Origin of the sequence: Providencia sp. PROV130, assembly GCF_028482225.1 — a bacterium.
Lineage (GTDB): Bacteria > Pseudomonadota > Gammaproteobacteria > Enterobacterales > Enterobacteriaceae > Providencia > Providencia rettgeri.
Genome location: NZ_JAMPQC010000001.1, coordinates 61,501 through 79,320 on the forward strand (window position 1 = coordinate 61,501; position 17,820 = coordinate 79,320).

The 17,820-nt window shown below is 40.2% G+C and carries 18 protein-coding genes; 10 read left to right on the forward strand and 8 right to left on the reverse strand.

All coding sequences use genetic code 11. The annotated features are described in order from the left end of the window. Positions 1-155 precede the first annotated feature (155 nt). Together dusC and PSF28_RS00285 are read left to right on the forward strand one after the other, a co-directional pair. A complete protein-coding gene (gene dusC, locus PSF28_RS00280) occupies positions 156-1,097 on the forward strand; it encodes a tRNA dihydrouridine(16) synthase DusC (RefSeq protein WP_272684438.1) in 942 nt (313 codons plus the stop codon). Positions 1,098-1,256: 159 nt separating this feature from the next. Further along, positions 1,257-1,505: a GlsB/YeaQ/YmgE family stress response membrane protein gene (locus PSF28_RS00285; RefSeq protein WP_004256598.1), complete on the forward strand. Its 249-nt coding sequence runs from the start codon at positions 1,257-1,259 to the stop codon at positions 1,503-1,505. 77 nt (positions 1,506-1,582) lie between these two features. Here the strand turns inward: PSF28_RS00285 and sseA are convergent, their stop codons facing one another. Together sseA and PSF28_RS00295 are read right to left on the reverse strand one after the other, a co-directional pair. Beyond that, positions 1,583-2,422 carry a 3-mercaptopyruvate sulfurtransferase gene (gene sseA, locus PSF28_RS00290; protein WP_004909190.1) on the reverse strand — a complete coding sequence of 280 codons (840 nt, stop codon included), beginning with the start codon at positions 2,420-2,422 and terminating at the stop codon, positions 1,583-1,585. 38 nt (positions 2,423-2,460) lie between these two features. Continuing rightward, a complete protein-coding gene (locus PSF28_RS00295) occupies positions 2,461-2,622 on the reverse strand; it encodes a hypothetical protein (RefSeq protein ID WP_004256593.1) in 162 nt (53 codons plus the stop codon). 257 nt (positions 2,623-2,879) lie between these two features. Between PSF28_RS00295 and dinG the strand changes: the two genes are divergently transcribed. Further along, complete coding sequence (gene dinG / locus PSF28_RS00300; protein WP_272684439.1) at positions 2,880-4,991, forward strand: ATP-dependent DNA helicase DinG; 2,112 nt, start codon at positions 2,880-2,882, stop codon at positions 4,989-4,991. A 132-nt stretch (positions 4,992-5,123) separates the two neighbouring features. On the opposite strand, the gene dps is transcribed toward dinG, so the two are convergent. Together dps and rhtA are read right to left on the reverse strand one after the other, a co-directional pair. Then, on the reverse strand, positions 5,124-5,627 hold the full coding sequence (gene dps / locus PSF28_RS00305) for a DNA starvation/stationary phase protection protein Dps (RefSeq protein WP_210836079.1): 504 nt from the start codon (positions 5,625-5,627) through the stop codon (positions 5,124-5,126). A gap of 325 nt (positions 5,628-5,952) precedes the next feature. Continuing rightward, positions 5,953-6,840: a threonine/homoserine exporter RhtA gene (rhtA, locus tag PSF28_RS00310; RefSeq protein ID WP_210836081.1), complete on the reverse strand. Its 888-nt coding sequence runs from the start codon at positions 6,838-6,840 to the stop codon at positions 5,953-5,955. Positions 6,841-7,159: 319 nt separating this feature from the next. Here rhtA and PSF28_RS00315 point away from each other — a divergent pair, with 319 nt between their 5' ends. The 3 genes from PSF28_RS00315 (at position 7,160) to PSF28_RS00325 (ending at position 10,058) form a co-directional block, all read left to right on the forward strand. Further along, a complete protein-coding gene (locus PSF28_RS00315; protein WP_210836088.1) occupies positions 7,160-7,735 on the forward strand; it encodes a TIGR00730 family Rossman fold protein in 576 nt (191 codons plus the stop codon). A gap of 30 nt (positions 7,736-7,765) precedes the next feature. Then, positions 7,766-8,224 carry a GNAT family N-acetyltransferase gene (locus tag PSF28_RS00320; RefSeq protein WP_272684440.1) on the forward strand — a complete coding sequence of 153 codons (459 nt, stop codon included), beginning with the start codon at positions 7,766-7,768 and terminating at the stop codon, positions 8,222-8,224. A gap of 235 nt (positions 8,225-8,459) precedes the next feature. After that, positions 8,460-10,058 (forward strand): ABC-F family ATPase, encoded by a 1,599-nt coding sequence (locus tag PSF28_RS00325; protein ID WP_210836097.1) that lies wholly within the window; start codon positions 8,460-8,462, stop codon positions 10,056-10,058. 69 nt (positions 10,059-10,127) lie between these two features. Here the strand turns inward: PSF28_RS00325 and PSF28_RS00330 are convergent, their stop codons facing one another. From PSF28_RS00330 to moeA, 3 genes are all read right to left on the reverse strand, one after another. Continuing rightward, positions 10,128-10,463, reverse strand: coding sequence for a zinc ribbon domain-containing protein YjdM (locus PSF28_RS00330; RefSeq protein ID WP_004909208.1), 336 nt, complete (start codon positions 10,461-10,463; stop codon positions 10,128-10,130). Positions 10,464-10,672: 209 nt separating this feature from the next. Further along, a complete protein-coding gene (gene moeB / locus PSF28_RS00335) occupies positions 10,673-11,425 on the reverse strand; it encodes a molybdopterin-synthase adenylyltransferase MoeB (RefSeq protein ID WP_210836099.1) in 753 nt (250 codons plus the stop codon). A 5-nt stretch (positions 11,426-11,430) separates the two neighbouring features. Beyond that, positions 11,431-12,672, reverse strand: a complete 1,242-nt coding sequence (gene moeA, locus PSF28_RS00340) for a molybdopterin molybdotransferase MoeA (RefSeq protein ID WP_210836101.1) — start codon at positions 12,670-12,672, stop codon at positions 11,431-11,433. 446 nt (positions 12,673-13,118) lie between these two features. Here moeA and folE point away from each other — a divergent pair, with 446 nt between their 5' ends. After that, on the forward strand, positions 13,119-13,778 hold the full coding sequence (gene folE, locus PSF28_RS00345) for a GTP cyclohydrolase I FolE (protein ID WP_004256561.1): 660 nt from the start codon (positions 13,119-13,121) through the stop codon (positions 13,776-13,778). 3 nt (positions 13,779-13,781) lie between these two features. Beyond that, on the forward strand, positions 13,782-14,927 hold the full coding sequence (gene yeiB, locus PSF28_RS00350) for a DUF418 domain-containing protein YeiB (RefSeq protein ID WP_272665384.1): 1,146 nt from the start codon (positions 13,782-13,784) through the stop codon (positions 14,925-14,927). Positions 14,928-14,947: 20 nt separating this feature from the next. On the opposite strand, the gene sanA is transcribed toward yeiB, so the two are convergent. Further along, positions 14,948-15,652, reverse strand: a complete 705-nt coding sequence (sanA, locus tag PSF28_RS00355) for an outer membrane permeability protein SanA (RefSeq protein ID WP_272665383.1) — start codon at positions 15,650-15,652, stop codon at positions 14,948-14,950. Positions 15,653-16,020: 368 nt separating this feature from the next. On the opposite strand from sanA, the gene PSF28_RS00360 reads away from it, so the two are divergent. Continuing rightward, positions 16,021-16,716, forward strand: a complete 696-nt coding sequence (locus tag PSF28_RS00360; protein ID WP_272684441.1) for a sugar-binding protein — start codon at positions 16,021-16,023, stop codon at positions 16,714-16,716. A 168-nt stretch (positions 16,717-16,884) separates the two neighbouring features. Further along, entirely contained in the window at positions 16,885-17,805 is a 921-nt protein-coding gene (gene murQ, locus PSF28_RS00365; RefSeq protein WP_272684442.1) for an N-acetylmuramic acid 6-phosphate etherase, read from the forward strand. The last annotated feature ends 15 nt before the right edge of the window (positions 17,806-17,820 follow it).

The following is a 17,820-nucleotide window of genomic DNA, read 5'->3' on the forward strand; positions in this document are numbered from 1 at the left end:
TGCGGCTCTTTTTAATGTTAATAGCATTAAAAAGAGCTACTTGCAAAGTCACGTTAAGCTAGTTTTTGGTATCTCCCACCTTAGAAGTTTTTCTGCTCATCTATTAAATAAACGGTATGATAAGCAGGTATTATTACGTTTTTTGTGAGCCATTTATGCGCGTTTTGTTAGCTCCTATGGAAGGAGTTTTAGACCCCCTAGTTCGTTGTTTATTAAGTGAAGTTAATAACTATGACCTGTGCATAACCGAGTTTGTTCGCGTGGTTGATACCCTTTTACCTGCAAAAACATTTTACCGTTTATGCCCTGAACTAAAGTATGGAAGCCGCACCCCTTCAGGGACATTAGTTCGCGTGCAACTATTAGGGCAGCATCCTCAGTGGTTGGCAGAAAATGCAAACCGAGCGGCTGAATTAGGATCTTGGGGAGTCGACTTAAATTGTGGTTGCCCATCAAAAACAGTCAATGGTCATGGTGGTGGTGCGACTTTATTAAAGCAACCCGATTTAATCTATCGAGCCGCTAAAGCAATGCGAGAAGCAGTTCCAAAAGAGTTACCTATTTCGGTTAAGGTTCGTTTGGGGTGGGATAGTTCTGAATTTGCTTATGAGATTGCAGATGCAGTTCAACAAGCAGGAGCAACAGAACTTACTGTTCACGGTAGAACCAAAGAAGACGGTTATAAAGCAGAGAACATTAATTGGTCTGCCATTGGCGAAATCCGTTGTAAATTGTCGATTCCAGTGATTGCTAATGGTGAGATTTGGGATTATACAAGCGCACAGCGCTGCCTTGAAATCACAGGATGTGATGCCGTAATGATTGGCCGTGGAGCACTCAATACGCCAAACCTTAGCCGGGTGGTCAAATTTAATGAGTCTAAAATGCCTTGGGAGCAAGTTGGCAAGTTGCTATTAAAGTATACGGAACTTGAAAAACAAGGAGATACAGGCCATTACCATGCAGCCCGAATTAAACAATGGCTAGGCTATTTACGCAAAGAATATCATCAGGCAGATGAACTATTTTCTCAAGTTAGATCGTTAAAAAATGCCCAACAGATTGCACAAGTGATAACTGAAAAAGTGAACAATTAATTATGAATAATGTTAATTAGCAAGAATTTATAGTTGCGAAATTAACTTATAGGGTCTTTACTTAATTGGTAGGAGAGCGATTTAATTTACTTAAAGCTCTACTATTATATGAGAAAATTTTGACATTATAGTGAAATTACCGAGTCTGGGAGGCGTAAGATGGGTGTAATTGCTTGGATTATTTTTGGTCTAATTGCAGGTGTTTTAGCTAAGTGGCTGATGCCAGGTACTTATCACATGGGGTTCATTATGACCACCGTGCTGGGGATTGTTGGTGCCGTTGTGGGTGGTTACATCAGTACTTTCTTTGGTAAAGGAAAAGTTGATGGCTTCAACTTTGGGAGTTTTGTTGTCGCGGTCATTGGTGCGATTGTCGTACTGTTCTTAGCCGGGATATTTGCCAAATAGCCATTTTCTCTACTTGGTAAATGCTCATTCTATAAGCCACTTAAATATCGAGTGGCTTATATTTTTATGGGAGAAGATTACGACTCGATTGGCAGGCCGTTATCTTGCCCCCATTGGGCCCATGAACCATCATACAAACGCAGGTTTTGGTTACCTAATAAGGTTAATGCCATTAATACCACTGCAGCGGTCATTCCTGAACCACAGGTCGTCACAGAAGGCGCATGGATATCTACACCTTGCTTAGCAAAGATAGCTTTAAGTTGCTCTGGTGATTTGAATGTACCATTTTCCACAAGAAGATCCCATGGGACGTTTTTGCTCCCTGGAATATGCCCCATACGTAAACCCGGACGCGGTTCTGGCGCTTGGGCAAGAAAGCGTGGCTCTGCGCGAGCATCAATAATTTGAATTTTGCCTTGATTTACAATCTCAAGTACTTGTTCTTGATTCAGTGCGTTACTGTCTTTACGTGTGGCATGGAATTGCTTCGCAGCTGGCGGAGTGACTTCCCCTGACTGAACATCAAACCCAGCAGCTTTCCAAGCATCGATGCCACCGGCTAAAATTTTAACGTTTTTGCAGCCCATCGTGGTGAAAGTCCACCATGCTCTTGGGGATGAAAATAAGTTATTCTGAGAATAAATAATAACTTGGGTGTCATTGCCAATGCCCATGGCACTAACTGCTTGGCTAAAAACTTCAGCACTTGGCAGCATATGAGGTAAATCACAGCTTTTGTCTGCAATTTCATCTTGATGAAAGAACTGAGCGTTAGGAATATGTTCTTCTAAATATTGCTGGCGGCAATCATAAGGTGCGGTTGGTGGTGGAGAGGAAGCATCGAGCACAATGATGTTATTATCAAATAGATGTGAATTTAACCATTGTGGGGTTACGAAATAATCGTTGTACATAAGCTATCTCCATCCTGGGTTGCTAAATTATTTAAAAATTACTGAATTTGATTAGGTGCTGGCAGTGCTGAAGGGGATTGCGGTTGTCCTTGCTCAAGTGGTGTTGTTGAACGGGTATAAATGTTCATACCAGCTAAAACAATACCGCCTACAGAACCAAAAGCACATAATGCGCAAAGTGCGATAACAACCTTTTTCATTTTCTATAGCCTGCCTAGTGATAAAAATCCAAATAGTGTAAGAACTCAAAGTATAACCGGATGAGTGTTGCAAACAAGTTAAAAGCTATTTTTTCTGTTGCATAATGGGCGTTTTGCAAAAAGCTTCCCAATTTTTATGTATAATGGGTATTAATACAGTAGTTTTGCGAAGCGGTTGGCAAAAGAGTTTTTTTCATATTTCGTATTGTTGTCAGTTTCGTTATCTTTCATTTTAACTTTGGTCACCTGCATAATTTATGTCCCTGTCGAATAAAACTAAAGAACAAATAACTCAGTGGTATAAAGGGTTGTCCGTACAAATTGATGGGTTTGTTTCAAGAGCCCCGCAGCGGCAGATGATAGCGCAAGTCGCGAAAAATTTAGCGGATGATGACGGTCGCCATTTGGTCATAGAAGCGCCTACTGGGGTAGGGAAAACTCTATCTTATTTAATACCGGGGATAGCGGTTGGTAGGGAAGAAGGAAAAACCTTAGTGGTTAGTACGGCGAATGTGGCATTACAAGACCAAATTTATAGTAAGGATTTACCGTTATTAAGCAAAATTATTCCTGATCTAAAATATACAGGTGCATTTGGGCGTGCTCGTTATGTTTGCCCCCGTAATTTAGAAGCTATTTGTGCAGCAGAAGGTGAGCAAATAGATTTAATGTTATTGGTGGAAGACAAAACGGAAATTGCGAATAGTGAAGAACGGGCAATTTGTCAGCAGCTGCGGCATGATTTTCAAAGCTTTGCATGGGATGGGCTAAGGGATCATCACAAACGGGCATTTAGCGATAGCTTATGGCGTAAAGTCAGCACAGATAAAATGAACTGTTTAGGCCGTAATTGCCAATTTTATCAGCGGTGCCCATTTTTTATTGCTAGGCGAGAAATCGAAGATGCAGATGTAGTGGTTGCTAACCACGCGTTGGTAATGGCAGCTATGGAGAGTGAGTCGGTATTACCTGACCCGAAAAATTTATTATTAGTGCTTGATGAAGGTCACCATGTTCCAGACGTTGCAAGGGATGCCCTTGAAGTTGAAGGCGAAATTACGCTAGTTCAATTAACGGCACAGCTTGATAGCTTTATTCAGCATGTTGGGCAATATATGGGGCAATTTCGTCCAGCAAAACCACCAAAGTTAGCTAACCCTGAACGATTACAGCAACATGCAGAAAAATTGCGTGAAACATTTCGTGATTTTTCATTACTAGCAAATGCCTTATTGCCAGAAACGTCAAAAGAAACTGAGTATTTATTTCCGCTAGGTGTATTGCCTGAAGCAATGCAATTAAGCTGTCAGGTGCTATTTAAGCAGACAGATGCCCTACAGGGGTTAGCGGAAGCTATCTTAAATGATTTGACGGAACAAACTGCGAAGCAAGATATTGTTCGCTTACATCGGTCGATTATTGTAACTAGTAGGGCTATGGGATACTTTGAAAATATGTCGAAGCTTTGGCGGCTGGCGGCATTAGAGCAAAGTTCAGGTGCCCCTGTGTCAAAATGGTTAAGTCGGCGTTATGAGAAAAACCAATCTCGTTTCTTTATGCATTGTGCGGGGATCCGAGTGAGTGAGCAATTACAACATTTGTTATGGCGAAATGTTCCTCATATCGTGATTACCTCAGCAACGCTGAGGTCGTTGAACAGTTATTCACGTTTTATGGAACTTACTGGGCTATCTGAAAAAAGTGATGATCGCTTTGTGACATTGTCCTCCCCTTTTAACCATGTTGAGCAGGGAAAAATTATTATTCCTAAAATGGAATACGAGCCAACGATAAACAATGAAGCGGAACACTTAGCGGAAATGGCGGTATTTTTTCGTGAACAATTTATTAAAAATACTCACCGTGGCGTGTTGGTTTTATTTAGTAGCCAAAGAGCAATGGAAGGTTTTCTTGAGCACGTAAAAGATTTGCGTTTGCAGCTTTTAGTTCAAGGAGATCAACCACGTTATCGGTTAGTCGAAACACATTGTGAAAGAATTAATCAAGGGCAATCTAGTGCCTTAATTGGCTTACAATCGTTTGCAGAGGGGTTAGACCTAAAAGGGGAATATTTAACTCAGGTCCATATTCATAAAATCGCATTTCCACCAGTAACAAACCCTGTGATTATCACTGAAGGTGATTGGTTGAAGTCGTTGAAGCGATACCCGTTTGAAGTTCAAAGTTTACCGAGTGCTTCATTTAATTTGATACAGCAAGCAGGTAGGTTAATTCGTAGTCATGAATGTTATGGTGAGATTATTATTTATGATAAACGGTTATTAACTAAAAATTATGGCAAAAGGTTATTAAATGCATTACCGGTATTTCCGATAGAACAGCCTGAAATATCTAAAAACAGTAAATAATTAAGTTAACGTATTTTGTTTTAAGGTATTTAAATGTCAATAATAGTTTGATTTATATAGTTAATTGTTAGTAAATAAAATGGCCACTTTGCAGTGGCCATTGGTCAATTTGAATTGACTCTATTTACGACATTACTCAATATTAGCTTCTAAAAACCAGAGGAATTTATCCATATCGCGGGAAGCCGCGGTAAACATATCTGCGGTATCTTCGTCTTCCACTTCATCAATCGCTTTTCGAATATCATTCGCGACAACCGCATAACGGTCTGCTAATGCTTTCAAATGATCTTGTACACTGTGAATATTAATTGGGTAAGCCTCTAACGAAGTGAAGCGGCTAACCTCTTGGGTTGTACCAATAGCAACGCCTCCCAATTGAACTGCACGTTCAGCGAATTCATCTAAGTGTTCAACTAACGTGGTTCTAAAGCCATCTAACATTTCATGTACGGCGATAAAATTGCGACCACGCATATTCCAGTGGGCTTGTTTAGTCATTAGAGAGAGATCGGTAAAATGAACCACCATAACATTAAGTATTCCAATGGTTTCCAATTTTACGCTGTCTTCCATATCATTGCGGGTATATAAAAGTTCACTTGAAGATGCTTTAAATAATTTAGCTGTACTCATGATTCATCCTCTCTTAAATATGAATTTGTTTAGTAACCTCATCTGTCAATAAATATAAAATAATCAAACGACTTTGTCATAATGTAATAAACGATTAGTTTAATAGGCCTATTCGATAGGTTTTATTAACTGTTAATTTATTGTGGATCTTGAATACCGATAGTTTTTAGCAATAAGTGCTATAAAGCTTATTAAATAATAAAATAAAAATAAAAAATGATTATTTCAAATTGATGAATAAATCTTTACACGAAAAAAGGTTAATAAATATCAACATATCGAATTTATTAACCTTAACTGCTTTGTTTGCCATTAGATTCTGTGGTTAGGACACTTTTTCTATTTTTGACTTTGGTACCGCTGTTGAGGTTGAACCAATAGAAGCACAGACAATACACAACAATGCTAACCATTGAGTCATTGTTAAGTGTTCATGTAGGAAAACTATCCCCAAAAATGCGCCCATACAAGGTTCAAGGCTCATCAATGTACCAAAAGTTCGAGCAGGCAAGCGGGTTAGCGCGATCATTTCTAATGTATAAGGGAATGCGGTTGATAAAATCGCAACAGCTAGCGCAAGAGGTAAGATTGATGGGTCAAACATCACCTCGACCCCAGTTTGCATTAAACCGATAGGAAAGAAAATCATCGCAGAAATAAATGAACCGATAGCCACGGTGGCTGCGCCATAACCGGCTCCCGCGCGTTGGCCGAATATAATATACAATCCCCAACAGACACCGGCTCCGAGAGCATAGATGGCACCGAGGGTATCAATGGATTCAATATTATCGCCAATAGGAAGTAAAAATAATAACCCAACAATAACCAGCGCTATCCACAGAAAATCAATTGGGCGGCGAGAGGAAAACATCGCGACGGCTAAAGGGCCAGTAAACTCAAGTGCAACGGCTATTCCTAATGGAATGCGTTCAAGGGAAAGGTAAAATAAATAATTCATTGTACCTAGGGATAAACCATAGGCTAGCAGGGGAACAAGCGAGTTTCTTCTGAATTTTAAACGCCAAGGTTTAAAAATAACAAATAATATAATCGTAGCAAGCAATAAACGTAAACCAGTAACACCGGGAGCGCCGATAACAGGAAATAAAGTTTTAGCTAAAGAAGCTCCGCTTTGAATAGAGGTCATTGCAAGCAATAATAACCCTATAGGTAATAGCGGAAATGCGCTCTTTTTAGTGTCGGCAGACATAAATAAGTAAACCTCGGAAAACGTAACTTAATTGATAATAAATATTTAGAAAATAAGTATTTAGTGATGAAAAATAATTTCTTAAAGATTATCTCATAAAACTGCGCGGCTTTATATTTCTTTATGGTTTAGCTATCGCTCATAAGGGGGTAAATGTGCTCTATTGGCTGTCAATATGTTGGTTTAGGTGAATTGTAGTGCTATAAACATGAATTAGTCTCATTTTATTATGACAGAGGACGAAGCTTGAGCTTCTGTATTAGGCTCGTATAATTCAATTCTCTAAAAAGTCACAATAAAAATGGAAAATGAGGAACAGATGGGAAAGATTAAAAGTATTGCAGTGTATTGTGGTTCCAGTATGGGAAATAATGAGATCTATCAGCAAAAAGCCATTGAATTTGCCAAAGAAATGGTTAAGCGCGACATTACATTAGTTTATGGCGGTGCTAGTGTGGGAATTATGGGGACAATTGCTGATACCGTTTTGTCATTAGGGGGAAAAGCGATTGGAGTTATCCCATCATTGCTAGAAGAACGCGAAATTTCTCATAAGAATTTAACCGAACTATATAAAGTTGAAACGATGCATCAGCGTAAAAGTAAAATGATCGAACTTGCCGATGCCTTTGTCGCTTTACCTGGCGGGTATGGCACACTTGAAGAGTACGCAGAAGTGTTTACTTGGAGCCAAATTGGTTTGCATGCTAAGCCGTGTGCCTTGTTTAATATTAATAATTATTGGCAGCCATTGATTGATATGACAAATAAAATGGCAGATGAAGGTTTTCTACATGAAAAATATCGTCATATGGCGATTGTGAATGATTCACCTGCTGAGTTATTAGAAAGTTTTGAATCTTATATCGCCCCATCAATTAAAACCTACGACTAGCATCAATACTGAAATAACAGAGAGGAATGCATGATAAGGGAAGCTATAAAAAGAGATGTAGACTCTATTTTATCACTTTACCAAATTTTGTTTTCGGAGATGGCATTACTTGACCCTGAGCGCTTACAACCCGCGGAACAGGCTAAGGAATTTATTGAAAATGCAATTATTGACGATAAATTTTATGTGTTAGTTGCTGAATTCAACGGTGAGATTAAAGGGTTTTGTATCGCACAACAGCAAGCCGCTGACCCTTATAGCTGCATTGTTCCTCGAAATTTTGGTTATATTTTTGACCTTGTGGTTGATCCTAATTTCCGTGGAGAAAAAGCAGGGCAAAAATTACTAACTACGATGAAAGCATGGGCGAAAAGTCGACAACTGAGCCACTTGGAGCTATCAGTATTAGCGCAAAATCATCAAGCGATTAAGTTTTATGAACGAGAAGGGCTTACAGAAATCAGTCGTACTATGGGGATCACACTTTAGTTTGGCAATATAATCGGTCTTTCCTTTCGTGTTAATCAATTTGCTGAAAACAGCACAAGATCTAAGCGGCGTAATATGGCATAATGCGCCGCTATTTATACCTGCCGTACTCTAATGACCATGCATGGAATGCATTTTACTGCTCAAATGATTATTTTGGGTTATTTTGCACGCCGTAGTCATGGGCCTCTAATCATCGCAGGCTATTTTACACCGTTTAATTTAAGGCATAGCAGTGTTAACAACGAACAATATCACTATGCAGTTTGGCAGTAAGCCACTGTTTGAAAACATTTCAGTTAAATTTGGCACAGGCAACCGTTATGGTTTGATCGGCGCAAATGGCGCGGGTAAATCCACATTTATGAAGATCTTAGGGGGAGATTTAACCCCTACAGCTGGAAATGTGAGCACGACTGATCCAAATGAGCGTATTGGTAAACTTCGCCAAGATCAGTTCGCATTTGAAGAATTTACCGTACTTGATACCGTGATAATGGGCCATAGCGAACTGTGGGACGTCAAACAAGAGCGCGATAGAATCTACGCCTTACCTGAAATGAGCGAAGAAGATGGTTACCGAGTGGCTGATCTAGAGGTCGCTTATGGTGAAATGGACGGCTATAGCGCGGAAGCTCGTGCCGGTGAATTATTGTTGGGTGTAGGTATTCCTGTTGAACAACACTATGGGCCAATGAGTGAAGTTGCACCTGGCTGGAAACTGCGTGTGCTGTTGGCACAAGCCCTATTTTCTGACCCAGATATCTTATTACTCGATGAGCCGACGAATAACTTGGATATCGATACTATTCGTTGGTTAGAGCAAGTGCTGAATGATCGTAACTGCACGATGATCATTATTTCCCATGATAGGCACTTTTTGAATACCGTATGTACGCACATGGCTGACCTAGATTACGGTGAATTGCGTTTATTCACAGGTAACTATGATGAATATATGATTGCGGCAACTCAAGCGCGTGAGCGCCTATTATCGGATAACGCGAAGAAAAAAGCGCAAATTGCTGAGTTACAGTCTTTCGTTAGCCGCTTTAGCGCAAATGCCTCTAAGTCGAAACAAGCGACTTCTCGTGCACGTCAAATTGATAAAATTCAATTGGATGAGGTGAAAGCGTCTAGCCGTCAAAACCCATTTATTCGTTTTGAACAAGAGAAAAAACTGTTCCGAAATGCGCTTGAATTAGAGGCTGTAACTAATGGTTATGACCAAGGGCCATTATTCAAAAATGTCAATTTATTACTAGAAGTTGGCGAAAAAATGGCCGTTATTGGTGCTAATGGTATCGGTAAAACGACATTCTTAAAAACGCTGGTGGGTGAACAGCCTGCAACTAGCGGAATGGTTAAATGGTCAGAAAACAGTAGCATTGGTTACTATGCTCAAGACCATGCAGAAGATTTTGAAACAGATTTAACCGTGTTTGACTGGATGAGTCAGTGGAAAAATGAAGGAGATGACGAGCAAGCGGTGCGCAGTATTTTAGGCCGTTTACTATTCTCTCAAGATGACATTAAAAAGAAAGTTAAAGTGTTATCTGGTGGTGAACAAGGGCGCATGTTATTTGGTAAGTTAATGATGCAACAGCCAAATATTTTGATTATGGATGAACCAACCAACCACTTGGATATGGAATCCATCGAGTCATTAAACTTAGCCCTCGAATTATACAAAGGAACGTTAATTTTCGTTTCTCATGACCGTGAGTTTGTTAGCTCGTTGGCGAGCCGTATTTTAGAAATCAAAGAAGATAAAGTAATTGATTTCAAAGGTAGTTATGATGAATACCTGACAAGCCAAGGTGTAGTGCTTTAAATATCGTTTTGGATTAGAAACAAAAAGCCCTCAGTTTTGATTGAGGGCTTTTTAATGGGCGAAGTAAACTTAGTTTTTCTTCACAAACTCAGATTTCAATTTCATTTGACCGAAACCATCAATCTTACAGTCGATATTGTGGTCGCCCTCGACCAAACGGATACCTTTAACGCGGGTACCGATTTTTAGCATTGAAGAGCTGCCTTTGACTTTGAGATCTTTAATCACGGTGATGGTATCGCCATCAGCTAGCAGGTTACCATTGGCATCTTTTACAATTAATTCATCAATATCAGCTACAGGCTCGGCATCATTCCATTCATGCGCGCACTCAGGGCAGATATACATATCGTTATCAGTATAGGTGTATTCAGACTGGCATTTCGGGCAAGGAGGGAATTGCATATTCATACTCTCAGTAACTTTATCAAAAGAATAAACAGTGGTGATATTTAAACCATCAAGCACCACAAAAGAGAGATAGTATAAGGTGAAAGGGCAATTAAATTATTTTTTCGGATTATTCTTAATTTTAGTGTGATTGAAATAGGAAAAAGGCGAGAAAAGCCTCGCCTGAATGATGAAAAAAGTCAACTTGCTCGAAAATTTAGCCGTTAGCCTTTAGCACAGACTTCACAATGCGGGTCTTTGCTAAGTTTAAATTGGCGGAAGTCCATGGTCATTGCATCAAATAGCAATACTTTTCCTGAATTAACCTTCCCATAATTAGCTAATAATTTAATTGCTTCCATCGCCTCTAGCGTACCAATGGTTCCGACTAAAGGGGACATGACCCCGGCTTCAACGCAAGTTAAGCTATTGTCACCAAATAAACGGCTTAAACAGTGATAGCAAGGGGTATTTTCTTCATAAGTGAAAACAGATAATTGTCCTTCCATGCGAATAGCTGCACCTGAAACCAATGGCTTTTTATGTGGTAAACACAACCGGTTGAGCTGTTCACGAATGGCGACGTTATCAGTGCAATCTAAGATCACATCATGATGTGTGATTAATTCATCAAGTTGTGCATCATCTAGCTGTGCATTGACGGTATCAATTTGGATATGTGGGTTAATGGCTGCAAGCTGTGTTTTCGCGGAATCAACTTTTGGCATATCAATGGTCGCATCACGATGCAACACTTGCCGTTGTAAGTTAGATAATGACACGGTGTCGAAATCCACCAATGTCAGGTGACCGACACCTGCTGCGGCAAGGTATTGAGTGGCAGCGCAGCCTAAACCACCAAGGCCAATAACCAGCACTTTGCCAGCTTTAAGCTTTTCTTGCCCATCGAAATCAAACCCACGGAGGATAATTTGGCGGTTGTACCGCAACATTTCCGGATCGCTAAGCTCTTGCACAGTTATTATTCACTTTTTAATAAATAGTTAAACATTTCGACTTCAACCATTTCACCCGCTTCAACACGGCCACGTTCTCTTTCAAGGACAATAAAGCAGTTAGCTAAACTAAATGAACTAAACACGTGTGAGCCTTGGTGACCCGTTGTGGCGACTTGTAATTGTCCTTGTTCATTGGTGCTTAGAATTCCTCGCTGAAAATCTAAACGACCCGGGCTTTTCTTCAACGCGGTGGTAACTGGAACTTTGAAGCGTAGCGGGGCACGCCATTGGCTGTGCCCTGAAAGGCGCGCAATCAGTGGTTGAACTAATTGGTAAAAGGTGAGTGCAGCAGAAACAGGGTTCCCCGGTAGCCCACAAAACCAAGCGTCACTTAACTTACCAAATGCAAAGGGTTTTCCTGGTTTAATGGCTAACTTCCAAAAACCAATCGTGCCTAATTCATCCAAAATTTGTTTGGTATAGTCAGCTTCACCCACGGAAACGCCGCCACTACTGATGACCAAATCAGCGTGTTGGTTAGCTTCGATAAAGGTTTGTTTGAGTTTTTCTGGCGAGTCCGGTATCACACCTAGATCAAGTACTTCGCAGTTAAGTTTTTCAAGCATCAGGCGAACGGTGAAACGGTTAGTATCATAAATTTGCCCATCTGCTAAAGGAAGGCCGACGGCTTGTAGTTCATCACCTGTTGAAAAAACGGCAACTTTAAGGCGACGATAAACGGTGACATCTGCAATCCCCAGTGAAGCAATTAACGGCAGTTGGGCTGTTGTGAGTAACGTTCCTGCAGGGAACACAGCATTGCCTTGGGCAATATCTTCCCCTGCTTTACGAACGTTACTACCTTGTTTGATAGGTTGGGTAAATACAATGCCTTGGCTCGTTTGCTCTGTAGATTCTTGCATCACAACCGTATCCACGCCTTGTGGAATCGGGGCACCGGTCATAATACGCACGCAGCAACCTGCTTTTAATTCGCCTTCCATAGGATTGCCGGCAAATGATTTACCAGCCACTGGCATTGGTGTTTTTCCATCCCAATCGGCAAAACGCAAGCCATAGCCATCCATAGCAGAATTATCGAATGGTGGGACATTGATAGGGGAAATCAGGTCTGTCGCAATGATGCGCTGTGCAGAGGAGGTCAGTGGAATGATTTCGGTATCTGTGACGGTTTTCGTTTGAGATAGTAATTTTTCCAATGCAACATCTAGAGAAATCAAATCGTTAGTATGACACTGATCCATAAATAATGACCCTCATTATTGTTATCTGCCTTGAGGCTTAAAATGTGTTCGTAATGCATATTATGGCAGAAATCCATTAGTGGGTGAATGAATAGAAATTGATTACAGATAGCTTTTAGTGAGATTTAGACAATTAGCTGGCATTAGCACAGAGAAAATTATGCACAAAATAACAAAACTGTTGTTGCTATAATCATGTTAAATAGTTAGGCACTCTATATTTATCTTTTAAAATTAATGTATCAATAAAAAATGTGCTATTAATCACCGTATGTAAGGTGTAAAACCTTTTAAAGGATAGATTAACAGGGTGAATGAATTGCATGAATAAGTGCAAATATTTCACGGTAATTATCCATGTTGTACTGGATTATCTGTACCTGCTGTTTTAGAGTACCGCACACCTGCATTTTATAAAAATAGTTATACCATTTGTGGAGGATCACATGTCATCTCTGAGTAAAGAGGCCGAATTAGTTCATGCCGCACTGGAGGCAAGAGGCTTAGAAACGCCTTTGCGTATCCAGCCAAAATCAGGCGACGAACGCAAGAAACTGATTGAGGGGCACATGACAGAGATCATGACGCTGCTGAATTTGGATTTAACCGATGACAGTTTAGCTGATACCCCTCGTCGCATCGCAAAAATGTATGTTGATGAAATTTTTTCAGGGCTAGATTACGCAAACTTTCCAAAAATCACTCTGATTGAAAATAAAATGAAAGTGGATGAAATGGTCACCGTGCGTGATATTACGCTAACAAGCACCTGTGAACACCACTTTGTTACGATCGATGGAAAAGCTACAGTTGCCTATATTCCAAAAGATAAAGTCATTGGTTTATCGAAAATTAACCGAATTGTGCAATTTTTCTCACAACGCCCACAAGTGCAAGAGCGTTTAACACAGCAAATTTTGGTTGCTTTGCAAACATTACTGGGAACAACGAATGTGGCTGTTTGCATAGATGCAGTGCATTATTGCGTGAAAGCACGTGGTATTCGTGACGCGACAAGTGCAACAACAACAACGTCATTAGGCGGGTTGTTTAAATCAAGCCAAAACACACGACAAGAATTTTTACGTGCAGTTCGCCATTTATAATTTATGACAACAACGACACCGTCAAGTCGTATTGACGCACTTGACGCCGTCCGTGGTATAGCGATTTTAGGTATTCTTTTAATGAATATCTTTGCTTTTGCTTTACCACAAGCGGCGTATTTAAACCCTTATTACACCAATACAACACCCGAGTCAGAGGCTTACCTCTGGGGTGTTTTCAATGTCCTTTTTCAAGGTAAAGTTCTCGCTATTTTTTCCATCCTATTTGGGGCAACACTTGTATTGCTACAGCCTCGTTCTCTTGGTTGGAACCGGTGCCGTTTATTTGTTTTAGCCCTATTCGGGGTGATTCATGGGGTTGGCTTTTGGGACGGTGATATTCTTTTGGCCTATGCATTAACGGGCTTGTTGGTAGCCTATTTGCTTAATCAATATGATGATGGTTTTTTATTGAAAATAGCATTGTCACTATATTTGATTGGGCTAGTCATCTTGCTCGTGTTGGGAAGCGGTGTAGATCCCTCTGGTTTTTGGCAAACCTCGGATAAGCAATTGGCATTTGAATATACTATACATACCTCGGGGGGAATGGATGGTGTGTATTATCGAGCATCAGAGATGCTCAAGATGGTTGAAATGCTGGTTATCCAATATGGCTGGCAATTATCTGCGTTGATGATTATTGGCGCGTTGTTAATGAAAAATGGTTGGTTACGAGGGCAATTTAGTGCTCAACATTACCGCAAAATAGCCTGCATATTTATCTTGCCATCCTTATTGATTCAAATAGTTTCGCTATACATGCAAAGCCAATTCAATTGGAGTTATTTTTCAACTTCAATCATTGGTTATATTATTAATGAGCTAGTTATTCCATTTCAATCTATAGGATACATAGCTCTGGTGTATGGCTTTTGGGGAATAGTGGTAAACAATAAAGTAATCCATGGGCTGCAATATGTGGGCCGTATGGCGTTGAGTAATTATATTTTGCAAACGCTAATTTGTACCACATTGTTTTACCACTTAGGCTATTTTGGGCAATTTACAAGGGTTGAATTACTTGTTTTGGTTCCCATTATTTGGGGGGCAAATTTATTGTTTTCTTATTATTGGTTAATGTTTTTTAGGCAGGGGCCGCTTGAATGGTGTTGGCGTAAATTGACCGGAAAATTAATAAGTAGATGAAGGTTCATCTACTTATAGATCTAATTCAATTTATTGACTTCATCCGGTGAAACCGCTGGATAGCCTTTAATTCCTTCAGGCATTTTAATAGGAGCAGGGATAGATTCTTGCTCACCTAAAAATTTAGGTTCGCGTTTTAAAATATATAAATCCGCCAAAGCTCCTAGCCGTGCAAACACTTCGCGTACTCTCACTTTATACATTCCAGAAGGTGTCGGAACCGCTAAACACTGTGCATCAATACCTTTATGTTTGGCGATAAAGACCGCTCGTTCACAATGAAAACGCTGGGTAATAATCGTAAAATTATCGGTATCAAACACTTTTTTAGTACGTACCACTGAGTCTAATGTCCTAAAGCCAGCGAAATCGAGCACAATTTTAGAGGCTGGAACCCCTTCTTTAATTAAATCTTTGCGCATGTTGATTGGCTCATTGTAATTATGTGCGCCATTATCACCACTGAGAAGTAAATATTTAACTTTTCCACTGTGGTATGCCTCAGCTGCGCCTTTAATGCGATAGGTATAGTAGAGGTTATTAACACCAGAGGCATAATATTTGGATGTGCCAAGTACCATGCCGACATCGCGCGCAGGCAATTTTTCTACATCTTCATAGATATAGGGGGCGGTATCCCAGCTTATCCAGCGATCAAGCAACATTATGGTCGTAAATGCGATCCCTGCAAGAATAATAAGACCAAAAAACAGACGTTTCCTCATGTCCTAGCCTTGATAATAAAGAGTCATAATTTTGAAATTGTTGGCCTCAATAGGCCAGTGTCTCTAGGCTACTTGACTTAAATTAGTGACGCAAGTCGCGTAACGTAAAATCATGTCAATGTCTACATTACAATCGGGGTTGACTAATATTAAGCCCAATAATTGAATCAAAATTAATCAGAAATTGGATGAAAAAGATAAATCACATTCTTATTAAAGAGTGAGCAGCTTCACATCATGATAGTTTTTATAGAATGAAGCTATATATTATGAAATTTTAATTCTATATTTTATATTTGCAGTGAAATATTATTTCTTTAATGGTTTTTTGTGAATAACAGATTTTTAATCAGATAGGTGAGGAAAGTATGAAGCTAACGACATTACTAGCCACAAGTGCCGTACTTGTTACAGCGAGTGTGGCAGCGAAAGAGTACCAAATCAATCACACCAATCAGTTAAAATCACTCAATGATGCGACGAAAAGTCCGGAAGTCTGGGAACAAGCAGAAGTATTAACCGATTTTACTTACCCATGGGAAAAGGAAACGGCCCCTAAAACAGATTTTCGTGCCCTGTGGAGTGATGACGCATTATATTTCCGCTTTATTGCAGATGATAAAGATATTCAGCTAGGTGATAACTCAGATAAAGACCAAGCGGTATTAGATTCTGACCGAGTTGAACTTTTTTTCACGACTAGCCCTGAATTAAAACCGTATTACACGGCGGAAATGGACCCGAAAGGGCGCACTTTCGATGCAAAAGCTAATTATTATCGTGAAGTTGACCCAAGTTGGAATTGGGAAACATTACAAACGGTGGGTGAAATAACGCCAAATGGTTATGTATTAACAGGAAAAATTGATTTAGATGAATTTACTAAACTCGATTTATGGCAAGACGCGGACAAACAGACACTAATGTGTGCCATTTTGCGCGGAGAGTTCAGTGCGGGCGAACCTAAGCAAGTGCGTAAATGGATTAGCTGGATCAAGCCTGATTCTGTTAAACCTGATTTTCACATCCCATCAGCCTTCGGAACCTGCAAGTTCGTAAAATAGCATTATCGCCGGTGGCTTTTGTCACCGGTAGCTTTTCAATACAAACGTATAATTGTGAGAAAGATCATAACCTGCAATTAAGTTGTATGAAATCGCAGTGATTTAAATTGAAATAAAAATTCATTTAATGTATTTTTTAATGAAATTAAATTTCATGAGGGCGTTTGAATGTCTCTAGCCGAAAATACTCTGAGTGACTGTCTATACAATGAATTCAATCAGGAAACGCAACAGTTTTCACGTTTGGATACACTCTCGATGGTGAACGTCATTAACCAAGCAGATAGCACGGTTGCAGGTGCTATTCAGGTCGTTCTACCTGCGATTGCCCAAGTGGTTGATGCTGTTGCTGAGTGCTTAAAGCAAGGTGGACGCTTGTTTTACATTGGGGCAGGTACCAGCGGCAGGCTAGCCGTGTTAGACAGTGCAGAATGCCCACCAACATTTGGTACTTCGTCTGAAATGGTACAGTCGATTATTGCGGGTGGCCAAGATGCAATGCTAAAAGCAGTTGAAAATATTGAAGATTCAGCAGAATCAGCGATTGATGAGCTTAAAAAGCGCCAGCTTTGTGCAAAAGATGTCGTGGTGGGTATCGCTGCCAGCGGACGCACACCATTTACTTTAGCGGGTATTGAATACGCCAATGAAATCGGTGCGTTAACGGTGGCTATTACCACGCGAGGCTGGGGATTAGTCAGTGATGTCGCAAAATTAGCGATTGCACCTGATGTTGGTCCTGAAGTGTTATCGGGTTCAACTCGCATGAAAAGCGGTACTGCACAAAAAATGATTTTAGGCATGCTAAGTACCTGTGTAATGGGGCGATTGGGTCGTATTCATACTAATTTAATGGTTGATGTCGTTGCCAGTAATATCAAATTACTGCGCCGCGCAGAACGGATTGTTAGTGAAGTTTGCGGTATAGATGAACACACCGCAGCAGGGTTATTGGCACAAGTGGATTATCATCCACGACGTGCAATTTTAATGCATGAGCTACAGATTAATGCACAGCAAGCAACGGATATCGTTCAACAGCATCCAAATACCACCTTGGACAGCATGTTAGCAATCACCGTTAAGTAATGGGATAGCGTGATG